Source organism: Chthoniobacterales bacterium (assembly GCA_039930045.1).
Lineage (GTDB): Bacteria > Verrucomicrobiota > Verrucomicrobiia > Chthoniobacterales > DASVRZ01 > DASVRZ01.
In genome coordinates this window covers 43076-61471 of the sequence record JBDSQB010000010.1, presented here as the reverse complement: position 1 = coordinate 61471, position 18396 = coordinate 43076, and the positions used below count along the sequence as shown (strand labels likewise).

Here is an 18396-nt window from a genome sequence, read left to right as displayed (position 1 = left end):
ATCCCAAAAAACTTTCTACTAACCATTTCCTAACCAAGCTCGCGCACGCGGTAGCCGGTGCCGCGCACGGTCTCGATAAACTCAAATGGCGCAAACTTTTTCCTCACCGCCTTGATGTGCACATCGATGGTTCGGTCTGTGACTAGTCCGCCCTCGCCCCAGGCGCGATCGAGCACTTCGTCGCGGGTGAAGACCCGGCCGGGTCGCGATACTAACAATTCCAGCAGCCGCATTTCCTGCCGCGTGAGGCTCACCTCGCGATCCTCGCAAGTCGTACGAACCGTCTCGAAGTCGAGTGTGATCGGACCGTAAACTATCTTCCGGCGCGTCTCGGCTTCAGCTCCGCCGGAGGTGAGGCGGCGGCGCACAGCCTTGATTCGTGCCATCAATTCGCGCGGGCTGAACGGCTTCACCAGATAATCGTCGCCGCCCATTTCGAGGCCGACGATCCTATTCACCTCATCGCTGCGGGAGGAGAGAAATAAAATCGGAATCGAAGCTCCCACATTTCCCGCGCGGACCTGTCGGCAGACTTCAAAGCCATCGAAATCCGGCAGGCCGACATCGAGGATCACCATGTCCGTTTTCCCCTCGCCCACGATGGCCACAGCCTCGCGTCCACGGGCGGTCCAGCGCACGGCGAAGCCCTCGTTTTTCAGCGCATACTCCAGCACATCGCGGATCGACGGATCGTCCTCGACCACGAGCACGCGCCAGGTGGGATTCGTATCGGGAGCTGGCATCGGTGGAGAGCATGATTTCCCACTCGGCCCTTGCGCAATGCAATTTTGCCCGTTGCGTTTTCGAGATCGTGTTGGAAAATGCAAGCAACTACTTACATGAGCACTCTGCCCGCTGAATCCACTGAAACTCGTCTCCTCGAAGCCGCAGCACGCATTTTTGCATTGAAGGGAATCGAGGGTGCCAGCACTCGCGAGATCGCCCGCGAGGCGGGCGTGAACGAAGTCACGCTGTTCCGGAAATTTGGCAACAAGGACGGATTGCTCGCTGCCGTGGTCGAAAACATCTTCGGCCTGAAAGCTAAAATCGCCCCGGAAAAGCCCATTTCGGATGCACTCGACTTGCGGAGTTATCTGGTGGAATACGTGCGGATTTACTCGGAAATCATCACGACGAATCTCCCGCTGATACGCACGATGGTTGGAGAAATTCATCGGTTTCAGGACCATGAGCGCCAGGTTTTCCATGCGGTGTTTCGTCCTTTGCGTCAGATGCTGGCCGGGCGGCTGGACCGGGAAAAAGCCTCCCGCGGCGTTACCCATTCGACTTCCAGTGAAATGGTGGTGGATCAGCTCAACGGCATGATTTTCATGGACGTGCTGCGGCGTTCCTCGACGTTTGCCAAACTGAAATATTCCTCCGCAGCCTATCGGAAGTCATGCGTGGAAATGGTTCTGGCGACGGTGCTGGCGGAGGTAAAAAAATGAGCGCCGCCGCCCAGCGCGGACTCTACGGGTCCGATCTCAGTCTGCTCTCGCCGTGGGCGGCGTCGCTGGCGGAGCGTGGATTATTGAAATGGCTCATCGCGCTGACCGCCTCGCTCGGAGCGCTCCTCGAAATCGTGGACACGAGCATCGTCAATGTCGCCATGCCCGACATCCAGGGCAATCTCGGTGCGACGTTGTCCGAAGTCGGCTGGATCTCGACTGGCTACGCTTGCGCGAACGTCGTCCTGATTCCGCTGACCGCGTGGTTGAGCGACCGATTTGGCCGGAAACGCTATCTCATTTTCTCGCTCGTCGGTTTTACCGTCTCGTCGGTTTTGTGCGGGTTGTCGCCGAGCCTGATGTTTCTGATCGTTGCGCGTATTCTCCAAGGCTTGTGCGGCGGCGGCTTGCTGGCCAAGGCGCAATCGCTCCTTTTCGAGACGTTTCCCAAGGAAGAACAAGGTGTGGCGCAGGCGATGTTTGGCATCGCGATCATCGTCGGCCCGGCGCTGGGCCCGGTGCTCGGCGGCTATCTGACTGACACGATGGGCTGGCGCTGGATTTTCTTCATTAATATCCCGGTCGGCATCGTCGGCGTGCTCATGGCGACCACGTTTCTCCCGCGCGACCGCAGCGAGGATGCGGTGAATCAAAAAGTCGATTGGTTGGGTATCGGGCTGCTTGCCGGTGGACTGGCTTGTTTCCAGACCATGCTCGAGGAAGGGCAACAGGAAGACTGGTTTGCCTCGCAACTCATCACGTTCACCGCCATCGGCAGCGTGCTCGGGTTGGGCTTTTTTATCTGGCGCGAACTCACCACCGCGTATCCTGCGGTCGATCTGCGCGTGTTGCGTTACAAGACGCTCGCGGCGGGCAGCGTCTATTCATTCGTCCTCGGCATGGGCATCTTTGGCGTCATTTTTGCCGTGCCGATCTTTGTGCAAAACTACCTGCACTTCACCGCCATGCAGAGCGGCCTGCTGCAAGTCCCCGGAGCCATCGCCGCAGCGGTCACGATGGTCTTCATGGGGAAATTCTCTGGGAAAGCCGACGCGCGTCTTCTCGTCGGCACGGGTGCGCTCATCACCGTTTCCTCGGCCTTTCTCCTGTCCGACATCAACCCCGACACGGGCACGCACAGCCTGTTTCTACCGCTCATTTTGCGCAGCGTCGGCAGCGTGATGATGTTTCTTCCACTGAGCATTGCCTCGCTCGGCGGCCTGCCCAAGGACAAAATCGCCTCCGGTTCCGGCTTCTACAATCTCACCCGGCAGATCGGCAGCAGCGTCGGCATCGCCGTCATTACCACCTTACTCGTCCAGCGCGAAGCCATTCATCGCTCGGCTCTCGTGGAAAAAATCACCGTCTTCCATCCCGAAGCCATGCAGCGTTTGCGGGCCTATACCGGTGCCTTGCAAGCGCATAGCGGCGACGCCGTGGCCGCCAAAAAACAAGCCCTCCATCTCCTCGATTCCCTCATCAACGGCCAGTCCACCCTGCTCTCTTTTTCCGATATTTTTCTATACGTCGGCATCGCCTTCATCATCTCGCTGCCCCTGCTTTTCTTCCTCGGCAAAGGCGGCAACAAAGAACTCGCCTCCGCCGCCCACTAACCACATCCGCACATGAACGCCACACTCGCCTCGTCTAAAAAAGCCGCTGCCGCCAAATCCTCCGCCGTCAGCACGACCGCCAAACCGCCGATAAGCCGCATCCGCAAGGCCGTCTTCATCGTGATCGGACTCGCCGCACTCGTCCTCACGCTTCGTTTCGCCTACCACGCCTACGTATATGAAAAAAGCGACGACGCCTTCATCACCGCGCATCTACACCTCATCAGCCCGCAAATCAGCGGCACCGTCGTGGAAGTCCCCGTGAACGAAAACCAGGTCGTCCATAAAGGCGACATTCTTATCAAACTCGACCCGCTCGAGTTCGAGATCGCCCGCGACAAAGCCCGCGCCAGCCTCGCGCAGACCGAGGCCCAGCTCATTCAAACCAGCGCCGTCGTTCCCTATGCCGAGGCCCAGGTCTCCGCCGCTATTGCCCATGCCGACCAGGCTGACGCCCAGGCCCGCCAGACCGCCGCGCAACTCAGCCTCGCCGCTTCCAACCTTAGCCGCACGAAACAGCTCTTCGACAAAGGCAGCGGAGTCGTCACCAAAGCCGACCTCGACACCGCGCAATCCAACTTCGACACCGCCCAGGCCGCCGACAACGCCGCCCGCTCCAACCTCGAAGCCATGCAAGCCAGCGTCGCCTCGTCCAAGGTCCTGCTCGGCGCCGGCCCCTCGCAGGCGCAGGCCACCCAGGCCAGCATCGACTCCGCCCGCGCCGCCCTGCGCGACGCCGAGCGCCAGCTTTCCTACACCATCATCCGCGCCCCATCCGACGGACGCATCGGCAACAAAAACGTCGAGACCGGCAACCGCGTCCAGGTCGGCCAGGCCCTCTTCTCCGTCGTCGAAGACAACGTCTGGGTCGTGGCCAACTTCAAGGAAACCCAGCTTGCCCACATGCAACCCGGCCAGCCCGCCGACATCGAGATCGACGCACTCCCCGGCCACGATTTCCACGGGCACATCGACAGCTTCTCCCCCGGCACCGGTGCCCTCTTCACCCTGCTCCCGCCCGACAACGCCACCGGCAATTTTACCAAGGTCGTCCAGCGCGTCCCGGTAAAAATCCTCCTCGATCCGAATGAAACTCGCGACCTGCAGAGCCGCATCCACCCCGGCCTCTCCGCGTTGGTCTCCATTCGAGTTCGATAGCGCTCAGGCGGATGGAGGGCGATCCTCAGGCGGATGGAAAATTCCGTTTGCCCAAAACCCTCCCTGAGGTAAACTAACGCCCCCAAAAAGAGTGCCTCATGGTGTAACGGTAGCACAATTGATTCTGGATCAATTTGTCAAGGTTCAAATCCTTGTGAGGCAGCCATTTGGTGGCTTCAGAACGGCCTGCAATGATTTGAAGGGACTTATTGATTCTCATCCGGGAGAGAAGATTGAGGAGCACGCCTCTCATTCTCGGCCTTTACATCGAGATGCCGGATCTTTTGAACCTCAATCTGGAGAGCCGCGCAAATCTTTTGTTTGGTCGATTCCCGAGTTGGGAAAAGGTAAAAGTGTTCCACTACCAGTTGCTTCAATATCTGTTCACAAAATAGATTCTTGCTACGCCGAGGAACAGCAACGGGGTATTTAGAATTACTCGCGGGGCGCTGCATCGGCGAGCTAATTTGCGGAAGAAACTTTTGCGCCAGTTCTTTCAATCTGTCCTCAGGGAAACCTAAGTTCTCTAAGTGGATAGCAATGTCGATGAGTGCAGTTGCATTGCTTTCGTCCTGTTCCCTCACTTCTCTGTAGATTTCCCCGAGTTGAGAATGGCCCACCGCCTGAGCAATGCGCTTAATCATGCCAAAACTCGCGCTTTCAATCATCCAAAACATAAACTTTCGAACTTTGCTCTTTAGTTCGTCACGGTCATCAATTTCGCTATGTTTCTCGATCAATCGCTCATAAACGCAATCAACAAAAGCCTCTACATCACTTTGGAAGAGACCAAACAACATTGAAATTGTACGCAGACCAAGCGCATAACATTCCTGAACCAATGCGAGCTTGTCATCACCTTGAAGTGAACCGGGGAAATTTTTCACCAATTGCCCGAGCACTTCTAAAGTTCGAAGGGCAAGGTTCATCTTGGCAATTAGCTTAAGAGTCTCATTTGTCTCATCCTCACCTCCGTCGAAATCATCGCTCGTGTCAGGTAAGGCAGGAAGTGCATCAAGTGTCCTAAGTCTCTCCTCTTTAGATTCCCCTAAAGATTTGTCTTTTAAGACAATCTTTTCAACGCTGTCTGCAAGGGCCTGAAGAAATGAAACATCTTCTTCAAAACGGGCTGAGGGAAACTCAGAGTAAATCCGCTTTGCATGCTCTAGAATTGTTTCTAGCAGAAACGGATCCTTCGATAAATGTGTGAGAAACAGCCAGATGCTTGCGTGCTCTTCTTTGTAAAGCTTGCTCAACAAACCAGCTACTGCCGTTCGAGCTGAATCCTTCGATAAGTTATCTCGGAAATAGCGTGCTACGAAATAGTAGTATGAAGCCGGATGCCGAAATCCGTAACGCTCGTCTCTAAGATCAAATAAGCCGTTAGTTGCAAAATCCCTCTTTATTGATTCCTTTGATGGATGAATCTTGAATTTTTTGCAGTATATCCGGTGAAAGTATTCCCACTCATCATCTGTAATTCTCTTCTTTTGGGCCGCATGCATCCAATGCGCAATTTCGCTCAGATAAGTCATTTTAGTGTCGAGATCGACATTTGATGATTTCGAAGCTAGCGCCTGTGTGATAATAATCTCGTAAAGACTACCGTATGTTCCCGCACTAGTGTTAGGATGCGCTGCCGAATCGCTTGCTTGAATTAAGGTGAGAATGAAAACCGGAAAGTGCGGAAGATAATTCTTCCCGAGCATTGTTGAAACCATCTGTTCGGCAATATGGATACGCTTCCCTAACTCTATGGGATCCGCATCGTATTCACTTCCGATTGAGTACCACTGAGTGATGAGTTTGCTCCTGAGAAGATGGCCGAATTGAACTATTTCGAATTGTTCGAAATCTGTTAGCACATCACTTCCTTCCTTATAAACAGCGAGTTCTTCTAGCTTGATTATATCGTCAGCAAAGACAACCAAGCGATCGTAACGCTTCGTTGCTACTTCCAAAAGCTTGAGACGCCCCGCTGAGTTTAGTGCGCCATGGTCAAAATCATCGACGATCAAAATAGCCTTATCTTTATCAACTTGATCGAAAGCCGGAAGATTTGGATTTCGGTACTGTTTCGCGAATTGAGTCTCAACTAATGTATCTAACTTCTCACTGTTTAGGTGCGCTTTGGTAAGATCGTCTCCTGAGATGAGCACCGGAGTTAGATTCTTGTTGTAGAGGTCGGTAAAAAGCACCTTTGCAAGCGTCGTCTTGCCTGATTGCTGTCTTCCGAACAGCAAAACCTTCCGTTTCGAACCGAGTGTCTTGAGAACGTCTCGGCCTTCAATGAGAGATCCATAAACAAAATCGGTCTTCTTGCTGATCTCAAACTGCTTCAAATTGGGAAATACATAGATATCGGCAAGTCGCAGGTCTGGTTTTGCGGGGTGTTGATAACTTGCGCCAGGATCTTCAAGCGATTTTGCAAACTCCTCACTAAGATCAAACTCTCTTTTGCCGCCTCGGCTTCCGCGCTTGTAAGGGACCCATGACACTTCGATAGACTCAGGGGCAAACCTTTGTTCTTCCCAAGTAAAACTTACGGTCCTCTGTCTCTGGGCAATTAAATCCACAAATACGGCGTGGAATCCAGCTCGGTCGTCGCGATCATTCTCTTGGAATACGGCACCCTCGAGGTAGTCATTCACTTCCTGACTCTTGAATGAGTATTTCTGAAAATGATCAGCTTCGTGCTCGTGGCCAGTAAGAACCAGATCCGAAGACTCCTCCACTAATGTTTTGAAACGACGAAAAGTTGCTGATGGCATCCAGTTATACGGGTGGTGAAAAAGCGAGACCACGTAATCGCTCCCGTTGCTCGAATCCTCATGGTCGGCTACCAAATCGGGAACATGTAGTGTTCCTTGTGTCTCGTGCAGGACGGACATCCAGGCTGTGTTGAAGCAACGAAACTCAATGCTTGAAGAGACATCCTCTATTCGATACTGCCAGTGAAGAGGGCTGCTTTGGTGATCTGGCTTGGCATTTGGGTGGCTGTCCCGAAATTTTACGAATTCGGCTTGCGGCTTACAGCAAGAATCGATCATTTCATCGTCAGGGGCTTCTCCATTTCTGACAGCTTCAATGGCCAACATCCGCATTCTGTTGTTGCCGGAAAAATCACAATCGTGATTTCCGGGAATAAGCACGTAACGAACCTTTTCTACTTTGAGACGCTCCTGAAGGCCTGCTGTCAAAGAATCTAAGCACTTTTTAGCGAGCTCATATTCCGATTTCTTTCCCGCATAGGCTACGTCACCAGAAATGGCAACTACTACATGGGTAAGGTCATGTTCCTCATTCTGCAAAGCCGGGGCAATAAACCCAAATTTAGGAATGCTCGGATTCTGATGCTCTTCTCGTAGGTGGATGTCACTGATATGGAGGATAAGTATTTTCATAGATTTAAGGAGTGACCGTTAGAGATGGCGCTGGGTTCTGTGCAAAAGAAACCCATGATAGGCTAGTGAACAACTGGAAGGAAAAACAATAACCTCGTCACTTGATCCATAAAGCCCTTCCGAGCCGTGCGTTTAGCAGGTCCGTCTGCCATTACCTTGAAATAGCAGCCATTTAGCCACACATACCCGTCTCTCACCCAAACATAGGGCTCTGCAACCCAAACATACCGGCCTGCAAGTGAAACATAGGCTGCTCTCACCCAAACATACAGCAGGTGAGGTCAAACATACGGCTTTGCATTGGTGACATTTGCGCAGTGAAGGCAAACATACGCAATCCACTGTCGATCCTGCCGCCCTCACTGCGGCGCATGGCGGTCTCAAAGTGGAACATACGCTTCGTGCGATCAGACATAAGCCTCTGCAAACCGAATTTTTGGGTGATAAAGTGAGAAATCTTCACGCCAAGGCGGTGTTTTGAACGATTGCGGTTGAACTGGCTCACGCTCTGCTTGGACACGGGCGGTATATGACAAATCCACAGAAAAACAAACTCAGCATGTTTCTCGCCGTGCTCGGCATCATGCAGAAATACAACGCCCAATGGGTGTCGCTGACGGCGTTTGCCGCGCTGGTGACGCAACTCGGCGCTCTCGTGAAGTCGATTCAGGATGCGAGTGGCGTGCAAGGGACACCGCAGACGGGCATCGCCGGTGGCAAAAGCCGCAAGCAGATCGAGATGGCGGAGTTGACCGTGTCGGCGGTGGGCGATCTCCACACGGTGGCGGTGACGGCGCAGGATGATGAGCTGGCCGCAAAGACGGATGTGGAGCTAACGACGTTGCTCCGCATGGATGACGCCTTGGTGGGCCCGTATTGCCGCACGCTCTATGATCTCTGTCTGGCCCGTGCGGCGGACATCGATCTGCTGGGCACGACGGCGGAGGACCTGGCCGAACTGGATGCGGCGATCACGGTTTACCTCCCCCTGGCGACGGCTCCTCGACAGGCGATCGTGGCTGGCAAAGGGGTGACGGGCGACATCGGGCTCGATACAGCGAGCGCAATGACGTTACTCAAGAAGCAGATCGACAAGGCGATGCGAAAGTTTAAGCGGAAGAACCCGGAGTTCTTTAACGCCTACACGAGTGCCCGCCTGATCGTCGATCTAGGCGGCGGCCACGCGGAAGACGATGCTGAGGAGAATCCCACTCCTCCGGTGGCACCGTAGGGAAGAAAGGCCAACTGCTTTATTCTGCCGGTGTGTTAGGAACCAGCGGTGGCTGGGTCCCTCGTGCCCCTCGTTCCCAAACTGAAGTTTGGGAACGGGCTTGTCACGGCAACTGTGTTGCCCTGCTAACCTTCTCTTACTAACATTATGCGCACGCGTTATCACATTAACGACCCAGAGCGCGCCCATTTCATCACGGGCACGATTGTAAATTGGCTCCCGGTTTTCGCGACAAGTGCTTGTGCGGATATTTTGGTTAGCTCGCTGGTGCATTGTCGCGAGCAACGGGGGTTGAAGATTTACGCATGGGTCGTCCTCGATACGCACTTTCACGCGATATTAGGAGGACCGGAGTTGGAGAGGACGATTACGGCTATCAAACGGCACACGTCGTTAGTACTTCTCGAACAGGTGAAGCTGGAAGGGCGCGAGTGGTTAATGAATCAACTCGTTCCCAAACTTCAGTTTGGGAACGAGGGAGTCAGCTCTATTGACAGTTTGGAAACGAGGAAGCGAGTGCTTCCGAAAAACCGTCCATGATGCGATAGTTTGCCATACATTTCACCTACCATGAGCAAGCAACACGCGCAGATTAATACCGAACTCGCTGACTGGATGGCCAGGCAGCGCGTTTTCTTTGTCGCCACGGCACCACTTTCTCCTGACGGCCACATCAATGTCTCACCCAAGGGCGGCGATACTTTCCGGGTGCTCGGGCCGCTGGAGGTGGCTTATCTGGACTACACGGGCAGTGGCGCTGAGACGGCGGCGCATCTGCGCGAGAACGGGCGCATCGTAGTGATGTTTTGTGCCTTCGATGGACCACCGCAGATTGTGCGTTTGCACGGGCGCGGCTCGGTGATCGCGCGGGGCGATGCACGGTTTGAAGAGTTGGCGGCGCTCTTTCCAGAGAATCCCGGTACGCGGGCGATTGTGCATGTAGCGGTGTCGCGGGTGTCGGATTCCTGCGGCTACAGCGGGCCGCTCTATGAGTTCCAAGGTCAACGCGACACGCTGGACCGCTGGGCTCTCAACAAAGGCCCGGACGGGCTCGATACTTATCGAGAACTCAAGAATCGTCAGAGCATCGACGGCCTCCCTGCCTTCGTTGCCCCGTGATGGTTTTTGTTCTCCATCACCGTCGGCGGCGCTTGAGTGCTTAACGGCTGCCCGGGCGAGCGCCGGATTCGGGTTGATCCCAAGTGGACACGTCGCCTTGTTTCTCCTTGGGCGGGTTGTCTTGAGGGCGGGCGAAGAATCGCGGCTTGGCTCGACATTCGCCGCAGCAGGCTCATTCTCGCGGCAGCCTCACCTTCCGACTCCTCTAACTAACCAACTGCGGCTTTCTAAAAAAATAATCCCATGGACACGACTCACATTATTATCTGGGCGAGCATCGCTCTCTTTGGCATCGCGGTGCTCGTCTTTCTGCCCCGGCTGCTCGGGGTGGTTTACATTCCGCACACGTCGGTCGGCATTATTGAAAAACTCTGGAGTGCGCGCGGTTCGCTGGCCGAGGGGCGAATTATTGCGACGGAAGGCGAGGCCGGTGTGCAGAGCCGATTGCTGCGTGGCGGGCTGCATTTCGGTCTCGTGCCGTGGCAATATCGCATTCATCGCGCGCCGCTGGTGACGGTGGCCGAGGGGCGCATCGGCTACGTGTATGCGAAGGATGGCGCGCCGCTCGAAGCCACGCAAACCCTAGGTGCCACGGTCCAGTGCAATCACTTTCAAGAGGCCGATGCGTTTCTCGAAAAGGGCGGTCAGCGCGGACGCCAGCGGGCGATCCTGCGTGAGGGCGTGTATGCGATCAACACCGGGCTCTTTGTCGTGCTGACGGAGACGGCGATTTATTCCATGGAGGAAAACGGCACCTATCCGCAGTGGCAGCAGGAGCTCGCCAAGGTGGGCGGTTACCGTCCGGTGGTGATCGGTGGCGGCGTAATGCGCGACAACGAGCCCGTGGACATGATCGGAGTCGTGTCAGTGCAGGATGGACCGACGATTCCGGCGGGCGACATCATTGCGCCAGCGATTGCGGCGGATCACAATTATTTCCAAAACGCGGAGACGTTTCTCGCGAACGGCGGCTGCCGTGGACGCCAGTTGCAGGTGCTGACAGACGGCACATTTTTCATCAACCGCTGGTTTGCCACGATTGAGCTGGGTCAGAAAACACTCATCCCGATCGGCTACGTGGGCGTGGTGGTTTCCTACTACGGCGGCGTCGGCAGCGACACCACGGGCGATACTTTTCGCTACGGCGAACAGGTGAATCCGGGGGAGAAAGGTGTCTGGAAACAGGCGCTGACGCCGGGAAAATATCCGCTCAATCCTTACGCGGTAAAAATCGAACTCGTCCCCACGGTGAATTTCGTGCTCCGCTGGATTACTGGGCAAAGCGAAAACCATCGTTACGACGACCAGTTGGCCACCATTGAGATCATCACTGCCGATGGCTACGAGCCACTCCTGCCGCTGAGTCTTGTGCTCCACATTGATTACCAAAAAGCGCCCTCGGTCGTGCAGCGTTTCGGCGATGTGAAACGGCTCATCACACAGACACTCGACCCGATTCTCACCGCGTATTTCCGCGATGTGGCGCAGAGCTCGACCATGCTGGAACTGCTCACGCACCGGGAAGAAATTCAGAAGAGCGCCACAACTGAGTTGAGCCGTCGTTTCCAGGAATTCGACATCAACTGCGTCGCTGTGCTCATCGGTCGTCCCGAGACGCGGGCGCAGGACATTGGCAACGATCCGATTGAGAAGCTTTTTGATCAACTTCGCATCCGCCGTCTCGCCGAGGAACAGCGCGAGACCTATTCCAAACAGCAGGAGGCCGCCGTCCATCTCAAGGCGCTGAAGGAAGCCGAGGCGGTCGCTGGAAAACAAGCCGAACTTACGCAGTCGAAGGTCGAAATCGAAGTCGCCGCCAACCGCGCCGAAGCCCAGCTCGCCGAGGCGCAGCGCATGGCCAAACGCGACATCACACTGGCCGAGGGCCGCGCCAAAGCCCAGCGACTGGAAGGTGAGGGCGAGGCCGCGAAGATCACGCAAGTCGGTCTGGCCGAGGCCAGTGTGTTTCAGGAAAAGATCAAGGCTTACGGCGATCCTCGTTTGTTTGCGCTGCGCGATCTCTCGGAGCGGTTTGCGAATTCCACGCAGCCGCTCGTGCCTGAGCGCGTCTTCATTTCCGGCGGAAAAGACGGCGAAGGAGGCCAGTCTGGTTTGCTGCAAACCTTGCTCAGTCTGCTCGTTTCCGAAAAGAGCGGGATGCACATCGCCGAGCCGAAACCGGCCCGTCCGAAACATTCCGAGCCGACGAAAACTGAGCCGAGTTAGATCGTTATCGAGCCCGTTTCTTGACCACGGGTTTTTTCGCTGCCGCTCTTTTCAACGGCACCGGCTCGGGCACGTAGTAGGGCTCATAATTGCGGCTGTTCTGCTCGAGGTCGCGGCGCATGTCTTTGTGAAAGGTGTTTGGCGCGGGGACTTCCGAGACCAGAGAGACGCACAATTCGATCAGCCCGATCATGTCGCTCAGGGAAACGTATTCGCGGGCGATATTCATGCTCTGGCCGCAGTTGTGGTAGTTGCCCAATGCGATGCAAAGTGCGCCGGTGCGAATGCCGAAATTCTGATACGCCGTGCCCTCGCAGGTGCCGCCCGACATGAGGCAGCGCTGGTGCGGGATTTTGTGTTTCCGGGCGAGCTGGGTGAGTTGCAGGGTAACCTCGGGATCGAAAATCGACGACCGGTCGCCCACGCGCACGATGGGCCCCGCGCCCATCTTCGCAGGCGGCACTTCCGCGCTCGTCTCGATGGATAGCAGCGTGATGTTTTTCAGCACATGACGCGACTTCGCGAGATGAATCGCCCCGAGAAATCCGACCTCCTCAGCCCGGGTAAAAAACACCAGCACATTGGCCACGACGGCGTTTTCCTCCAGGTCGGAAAGCATCGCGATCATCGCCGCGCAGCCGATCAAATCATCGCAGGCGCGACCGTAAATTTTGTCGTCCTTCACATCGAAGGCCGGGATATTCCACATGCCAAATTTCCCAAAAGACTGCACGGTTCCCTTGTCGAGATACTCCTTTTTCACACCGCCGAGAAAGGTCATTTCGCCCGCAGGCGCGCCGGGTTTTTGCACCCAGCCCGGATGATCCATGTGAACGCTGAAGGCGTAGCGCGTGCGCGATTTCCCGTGGTTGTAGCGCACGATTAGGTTGCCAAAGGCGTCCTCCTGCACAGTTACGGAACGCAGCTTTTCGAGTTGCACCCGAATCTCGGCCTTCACCTTGTCCTCGTGAAACGGCGCGGTGGGTTGCGAAAGGATGGATCGAGTGAGGCGAATGAGCTTTTCCTTGTGCATCGTGCGAATTTCAGGCGAATGAATGGCTGACATGCGCCGTTTATGGAAGACAATTCGCCAAAGGCTGGAGGTGGCCGGGATGCGAATCTTCGTGGCGTTGGTCCCAAAACTGAGCCGGGTCGCATTGTTATCACTGGCCGATTTCGCGGGCGATCTCGTCTTCGGTCTCGATCATCGCGGACGCAAAGTCGCCTTGGAAAATCTTACCGCCGCCTTCGGGGATCGCTATCTGCCGGGTGAACGCGAGCGCATCGCGCGGCTCTCCTTTCGCAATCTGGCGCGGACCTTTCTCGATCTTTTCTGGGTGCGAAATCTCAGCGCGGAAAACTTTCGGGAACTGATCGATGTGCGCGGGTTCGATTCCTTTTTGGCGCAGGGAAAACCCGGCCAGGGCTGTCTTTTCTACGGCGGCCACCTGGGAAATTTCGAGTGGCTGCCGCCGACGCTTTGCCTGCTCGGGTTGCCGCCGCTGGCCATCGCGCAAGACATCAAGAACCCGGAGATCACCCCGTTTTTCGTGGCGGCTCGCTCTTCATTTGGGTCGCAATTGATTCCCCAGGAACGCGCGGTTCTGCGGATGTTGAAGGCTCTCAAGCGCGGCAAGACCTGCGGCTTCCTCGTCGATCTCACGCTCAAACTCGACCAGCCCGGACACCTCGTCGAAGCCTTTGGGATGAAGAAATACGTCACCGGCGTCCATGTGACTTTGAGTCAAATGGCGGAGGCGCGTCTCGTTCCGCTGCTCTTTTTGCCCATCGAAAATGGCCGCTACGAATTCCGTTTTCTGGAGGAAACGCGCCCTGATCCGTCGGCTTCCGAGCAACAAACCACCCAGCGCTGCTGGGACGTTTTGGAAGCCGGCATCCGCGAGCGCCCCGAGTGCTGGCTCTGGAATTACAAGCACTGGCGCTATCGCCCCGAAGGCGTGGAAAATTATCCTTCCTACGCGCGGCCCGGCAAAAAAATCCAGAAGCTCATTGACCAATCAGCCCGCCTTTCCTAACCATTCCCCACCCATGAAAAGACTCCTGCTCCTCCTCGTTCTCGCTGTCTCCAGCACTGCCGCACGTGCCGCCGAAGGCGGGTTTCTCTTCGTCACTTTCAAAGGCGAGGCCAGCCCCATGACCGAACAAATCTATTTCGGCACCAGTTCGGACGGACTCCAATGGGAGCAGACCAACGGCGGCGAGCCCGTGCTGGTCAGCCAGCTTGGCGAAAAAGGCGTGCGTGATCCCTTCATTATGCGGTCCGCCGACGGGAAAAAATTCTTCATTCTCGCTACCGACCTCTCGATTAACCTCCATCGCGATTGGACTCGCGCCACCCAGAAAGGCAGCCGGTCGCTCGTCATTTGGGAATCCAACGACCTCGTGCATTGGTCCGAGCCGCGCCTCGTGCCGGTCGCTCCCGGGGACGCCGGCTGCACCTGGGCACCCGAGGCGGTTTATGATCCAGAAACGAAGGATTACCTCGTCTTCTGGGCGTCGAAAACTGGCAGCGACCACTTCGCCAAGCACCGCATCTGGGCGGCGCGCACCACGGATTTCATCACCTTCGGCAAGCCCTTCATCTACATCGAAAAAGAGAGCGACATCATCGACACCACCATCGTCCGCGAAAACGGCCAGTATTATCGTTTCTCCAAGGACGAAAAATCCAAGGCCATCATCGCCGAGACCAGCACCAAAGTCATGGGACCGTGGACTGAGCAATCGTCATTCTCACTTGGCACTTTGCGCGGTTACGAAGGCCCCACTTGCTTCGTGATGAAGCCCGCCGCTCAACCTGGCCAGCCCGCGACATGGTGCCTGCTCCTCGATTATTACAGCCGCGGCCAGGGCTATCAGCCCTACGTCACGAAGGACTTGAAGGCCGGTCAGTTCACCGCGCTGACGGAGGCCCATTTCCCCTACAAATTTCGCCACGGCTCGGTCCTGCCGATCAGCGCCGCGGAGATGCAGCGTGTAAAAGCCGCCTACCCCAACACCGCGCCGAAAGCTCCCTAACTCGTCGCCGCCAGCGCGGTTCCAGCGATATGGCCGGTCGTCCAGGCCGCCTGAAAATTGTAACCGCCGGTGATGCCGTCGATGTCGAGGATTTCCCCGGCCAAGTGGAGTCCGGGACACACGCGGCTCTCCATCGTGCGGAAATCCACCTCGGGCAAAACCACGCCGCCGCACGTGACGAATTCGTCCTTGTTTAGGCTTTTGCCCGTCACCGGCAGTTCGGTGCGATGGAGCAGTTCGATCAGTTTCTGCGTCTGCGCACGCGGGAGTCGATTCCAAGTCGTCCCCGGCGCGACCTCTGCCAGCGAGGTTAGTTTTTCCCAAAGCCGGGCAGGCAAAGGCGCGGGCGGAAGTCCGGTTACTTGCTTGGCCGGATGTTTCTCGCGTAACGATGTTAGTCGATTGGAAATATCCTCGCGACTCGCGCCGCCGAGCCAGTTGATGAACAACGGAAACTGATAATCCAGCTCCGCCAAACCGCGGGCACCCCAGGCCGACAACCGCAAAATCGACGGTCCGCTGCCGCCCCAGTGCGTGACTAACATCGGCCCGCGTTCGCGCAATCCGACAGCCGGAATGCTGGCCTCGACTTCCGCAACCACGCCCGGAATATCGCGCAACCACGGGACGTGAATTTCAAAGGTGAACAGCGACGGGATCGCCGAGGCCAGAGTGTGACCTAACTCCGCTGCCAGTTTTCCCACACTGGCGGCTCGCGTTCCTCCGGCTGCCAGCAAAACTCTGTCGGCAACTAAAATTTCGCCATTCGCCAGAGTCGCATGGAACTCGCCCGCGTTTTTTTTCAGTCGAGTCACATCGCCATGCAGGCGGCAGACGACTCCGGCGTTTTGCGCGGCATTCATCAGCGTGTCGATGATCGTTTGCGAGGAGTCGCTGACGGGGAAAACGCGTCCATCGTTCTCGATCTTCAACGCCGCGCCCCGGCTTTCAAACCACTCCATCGTGTCGCGCGATTGGAAACGATTAAATGGCCCGATCAGCGCCCGTCCACCGCGCGGATAACGCGTCGAAAGTTCGCGCGGATCGAAGCAGGCATGAGTCACATTGCAACGTCCGCCGCCCGAGATGCGCACCTTCGAGAGAAAGTGCGAACCGCGCTCCAGCAACGTGACCGATGCGCCATTTTCTGCCGCCGCAATGGCTCCGAAAAAACCCGCGGCTCCCCCGCCGATGACGATGATTTTGCGTGAGGTGGACATGGAACTCGGGCGATACTTTGCGGGATGCCAGATTTACCCCATAAACGCCGCGTGCGATACAGCGGAAAAAATCCGCGCCGTTTCGAGGAAAAATACAAGGAGCACCGTGGCGACGCCGAGACGCTGGCCAAGGTTTTGGAGTCGGGCAAGACGCCCGCCGGAGCGCACCGCCCGATCCTGGTGGATGAAATTCTGGAGGTGTTGCAGCCGCAGCCGGGGAAGAAATTTGTCGATGCGACCCTGGGTTTTGGTGGTCATGCGAGTGCGATTTTGCCGCGTCTGCAGCCGGGTGGCGTGTTGCTCGGGCTCGACCTCGATCCAATCGAGCAACCGAAGACGGAGGCGCGCTTGCGGGCATTGGGTTTCGACGAATCCAGCTTGATTATCCGCCAGAGCAACTACGCTGGGCTGGCGAAAATTACAGGCGAGTTAGGGTGGAATGGCGTCGATGGTGTGCTGGCCGATTTGGGTTTGTCTTCGATGCAAATCGACGATCCGCAGCGGGGGTTTTCCGTGAAATTCGACGGTCCGCTCGACATGCGGATGAATCCGGGCCGCGGACTTTCCGCGTCGCAATGGCTGGAGAAAATCGACACCGCCAAACTGGCCGATGCGCTCCGCGAGAACGCCGACGAACCTCACGCAGAGTCGATTGCGAGCCGACTCGCCGGTCGGAAATTCGAGACCACACTGCAACTCCGCTCCGAGATCGCCGCTGCCGCCAAGGCCGCCGAGTTGGATGCGACTGTGCGCCGGGTTTTTCAAGCGATCCGGATCGCGGTGAATGAGGAATTTTCCGCGCTCGACACGTTTTTGCGGAACCTCCCGTTTGTCCTCAACCCCGGCGCGCGGGTGGCGATTCTCACCTTTCATTCCGGCGAAGATCGTCGGGTGAAACACGCCTTGAAAGCCGGTCTGGCCGACGGGAGTTACAGTGAAATCTGCCGCACCGTCATCCGCGCCAGCCCACAGGAGCAGCACGCGAATCCCCGCTCCACCTCCGCCAAACTCCGCTGGGCGATTCGCGGTTGAGCATTCATAGGATGAGCTACAGTCATCCTATGATCATGCGGCTTTTGACCTTCCTATTTCTTCTCTTATCGAGCTGTCTGTCGTTGCCAGCGGCGGATGAGAAGCGCTTTGAACAGAGTCTGATCGAACTCGAAGAAAAGAGCGCGAGCCGGCTCGGAGTGGCGGTGCTGGATACGGAAACGGGCCAAGTTTTTAGCCATCGAGGTGATGAGCGTTTTGCCATGGCCAGCACGTTCAAAGTGGTGCTTGTGGCTGCGGTGCTGGCCAGGGTCGATGCGGGTCAGGAGAATCTGTCGCGGAAGATCACTTACGGTTCTTCCGACCTTCTTTCCTACGCGCCTGTGACGGGCAAACACATCGCGAAAGGCGAAATGTCGGTGGCCGATCTTTGCCAGGCAGCAGTCGAGTGGAGCGATAACACGGCGGCCAATCTGCTCCTCGCCACGATCGACGGCCCGGCGGGACTGACGAAATATCTGCGCTCGATTGGTGACCAAGCGACGCGGCTGGATCGCAACGAGCCGACGCTCAACACGAATCTGCCCGACGACGAGCGCGACACCACTACTCCGGTCGCCATGGCGCAGACGCTGGCGAAACTGCTTACCAGTGACATTCTTTCCGCCCAATCCCGCCAGCATCTCACCGATTGGATGGTGGGTTGCCAGACTGGAGCCAAGAAGTTGCGTGCCGGGCTCAATCCGACTTGGAAAGTGGGTGACAAGACGGGTTCCGGCGAAAATGGGGCTTCCAATGACATTGCCATCGTCTGGATTCCGGGTCGGAAACCCCTTGTGATCGCCGCCTATTCCTCCGGCTCCCAAGCCAGCGGCGATGAAAAAGACGCCGTGATCGCAGAGATCGGGAAAATCATTTCCGCTGAATTTCGTTAGAGAGGCTGTGCCT

General features: G+C 56.6%; 16 protein-coding genes and 1 tRNA gene. 12 read left to right on the top strand and 5 right to left on the bottom strand.

Translation table 11 applies throughout. From position 1 onward, the window contains the following. Window positions 1-29 precede the first annotated feature (29 nt). Window positions 30-743: a response regulator transcription factor gene (locus ABIT76_08125; protein ID MEO7933110.1), complete on the bottom strand. Its 714-nt coding sequence runs from the start codon at window positions 741-743 to the stop codon at window positions 30-32. Between the two features lie 96 nt (window positions 744-839). Between ABIT76_08125 and ABIT76_08120 the strand changes: the two genes are divergently transcribed. From ABIT76_08120 to ABIT76_08105, 4 genes are all read left to right on the top strand, one after another. Further along, the gene (locus ABIT76_08120) at window positions 840-1448 is read left to right on the top strand and encodes a TetR/AcrR family transcriptional regulator (protein ID MEO7933109.1); all 609 of its coding nucleotides are present in this window, start codon (window positions 840-842) and stop codon (window positions 1446-1448) included. Continuing rightward, window positions 1445-3061, top strand: a complete 1617-nt coding sequence (locus ABIT76_08115) for a DHA2 family efflux MFS transporter permease subunit (protein MEO7933108.1) — start codon at window positions 1445-1447, stop codon at window positions 3059-3061. The genes ABIT76_08120 and ABIT76_08115 overlap by 4 nt, the downstream gene beginning before the upstream one ends. A gap of 12 nt (window positions 3062-3073) precedes the next feature. Next, entirely contained in the window at window positions 3074-4219 is a 1146-nt protein-coding gene (locus ABIT76_08110) for an HlyD family secretion protein (GenBank protein MEO7933107.1), read from the top strand. Between the two features lie 92 nt (window positions 4220-4311). Continuing rightward, a tRNA-Gln gene (locus ABIT76_08105) sits at window positions 4312-4385 on the top strand. A 40-nt stretch (window positions 4386-4425) separates the two neighbouring features. Here ABIT76_08105 and ABIT76_08100 read toward each other — a convergent pair. Beyond that, window positions 4426-7623: a metallophosphoesterase gene (locus ABIT76_08100; protein MEO7933106.1), complete on the bottom strand. Its 3198-nt coding sequence runs from the start codon at window positions 7621-7623 to the stop codon at window positions 4426-4428. Window positions 7624-7879: 256 nt separating this feature from the next. Further along, complete coding sequence (locus tag ABIT76_08095; GenBank protein ID MEO7933105.1) at window positions 7880-8143, bottom strand: hypothetical protein; 264 nt, start codon at window positions 8141-8143, stop codon at window positions 7880-7882. 9 nt (window positions 8144-8152) lie between these two features. On the opposite strand from ABIT76_08095, the gene ABIT76_08090 reads away from it, so the two are divergent. The 4 genes from ABIT76_08090 (at window position 8153) to ABIT76_08075 (ending at window position 12199) form a co-directional block, all read left to right on the top strand. After that, entirely contained in the window at window positions 8153-8854 is a 702-nt protein-coding gene (locus ABIT76_08090; protein MEO7933104.1) for a hypothetical protein, read from the top strand. A 147-nt stretch (window positions 8855-9001) separates the two neighbouring features. Continuing rightward, window positions 9002-9394, top strand: a complete 393-nt coding sequence (locus ABIT76_08085; GenBank protein ID MEO7933103.1) for a hypothetical protein — start codon at window positions 9002-9004, stop codon at window positions 9392-9394. Window positions 9395-9424: 30 nt separating this feature from the next. Further along, a complete protein-coding gene (locus ABIT76_08080) occupies window positions 9425-9973 on the top strand; it encodes a pyridoxamine 5'-phosphate oxidase family protein (protein MEO7933102.1) in 549 nt (182 codons plus the stop codon). Window positions 9974-10216: 243 nt separating this feature from the next. Continuing rightward, complete coding sequence (locus ABIT76_08075) at window positions 10217-12199, top strand: SPFH domain-containing protein (protein MEO7933101.1); 1983 nt, start codon at window positions 10217-10219, stop codon at window positions 12197-12199. A gap of 4 nt (window positions 12200-12203) precedes the next feature. Here ABIT76_08075 and ABIT76_08070 read toward each other — a convergent pair whose 3' ends face one another. Further along, window positions 12204-13265 (bottom strand): M20/M25/M40 family metallo-hydrolase, encoded by a 1062-nt coding sequence (locus tag ABIT76_08070; protein MEO7933100.1) that lies wholly within the window; start codon window positions 13263-13265, stop codon window positions 12204-12206. Window positions 13266-13323: 58 nt separating this feature from the next. Here ABIT76_08070 and ABIT76_08065 point away from each other — a divergent pair, with 58 nt between their 5' ends. Both ABIT76_08065 and ABIT76_08060 read left to right on the top strand, forming a co-directional pair. Then, window positions 13324-14235: a lysophospholipid acyltransferase family protein gene (locus tag ABIT76_08065; GenBank protein ID MEO7933099.1), complete on the top strand. Its 912-nt coding sequence runs from the start codon at window positions 13324-13326 to the stop codon at window positions 14233-14235. Between the two features lie 13 nt (window positions 14236-14248). Beyond that, entirely contained in the window at window positions 14249-15238 is a 990-nt protein-coding gene (locus tag ABIT76_08060; protein MEO7933098.1) for a glycoside hydrolase family 43 protein, read from the top strand. Here ABIT76_08060 and ABIT76_08055 read toward each other — a convergent pair. Beyond that, window positions 15235-16458, bottom strand: coding sequence for an NAD(P)/FAD-dependent oxidoreductase (locus tag ABIT76_08055; protein ID MEO7933097.1), 1224 nt, complete (start codon window positions 16456-16458; stop codon window positions 15235-15237). The two genes, ABIT76_08060 and ABIT76_08055, sit on opposite strands and share 4 nt — an antisense overlap. A gap of 24 nt (window positions 16459-16482) precedes the next feature. Here ABIT76_08055 and rsmH point away from each other — a divergent pair, with 24 nt between their 5' ends. Together rsmH and bla are read left to right on the top strand one after the other, a co-directional pair. Continuing rightward, window positions 16483-17490: a 16S rRNA (cytosine(1402)-N(4))-methyltransferase RsmH gene (gene rsmH, locus ABIT76_08050; GenBank protein ID MEO7933096.1), complete on the top strand. Its 1008-nt coding sequence runs from the start codon at window positions 16483-16485 to the stop codon at window positions 17488-17490. Window positions 17491-17525: 35 nt separating this feature from the next. Beyond that, a complete protein-coding gene (gene bla, locus ABIT76_08045; GenBank protein MEO7933095.1) occupies window positions 17526-18383 on the top strand; it encodes a class A beta-lactamase in 858 nt (285 codons plus the stop codon). Window positions 18384-18396 lie beyond the last annotated feature (13 nt).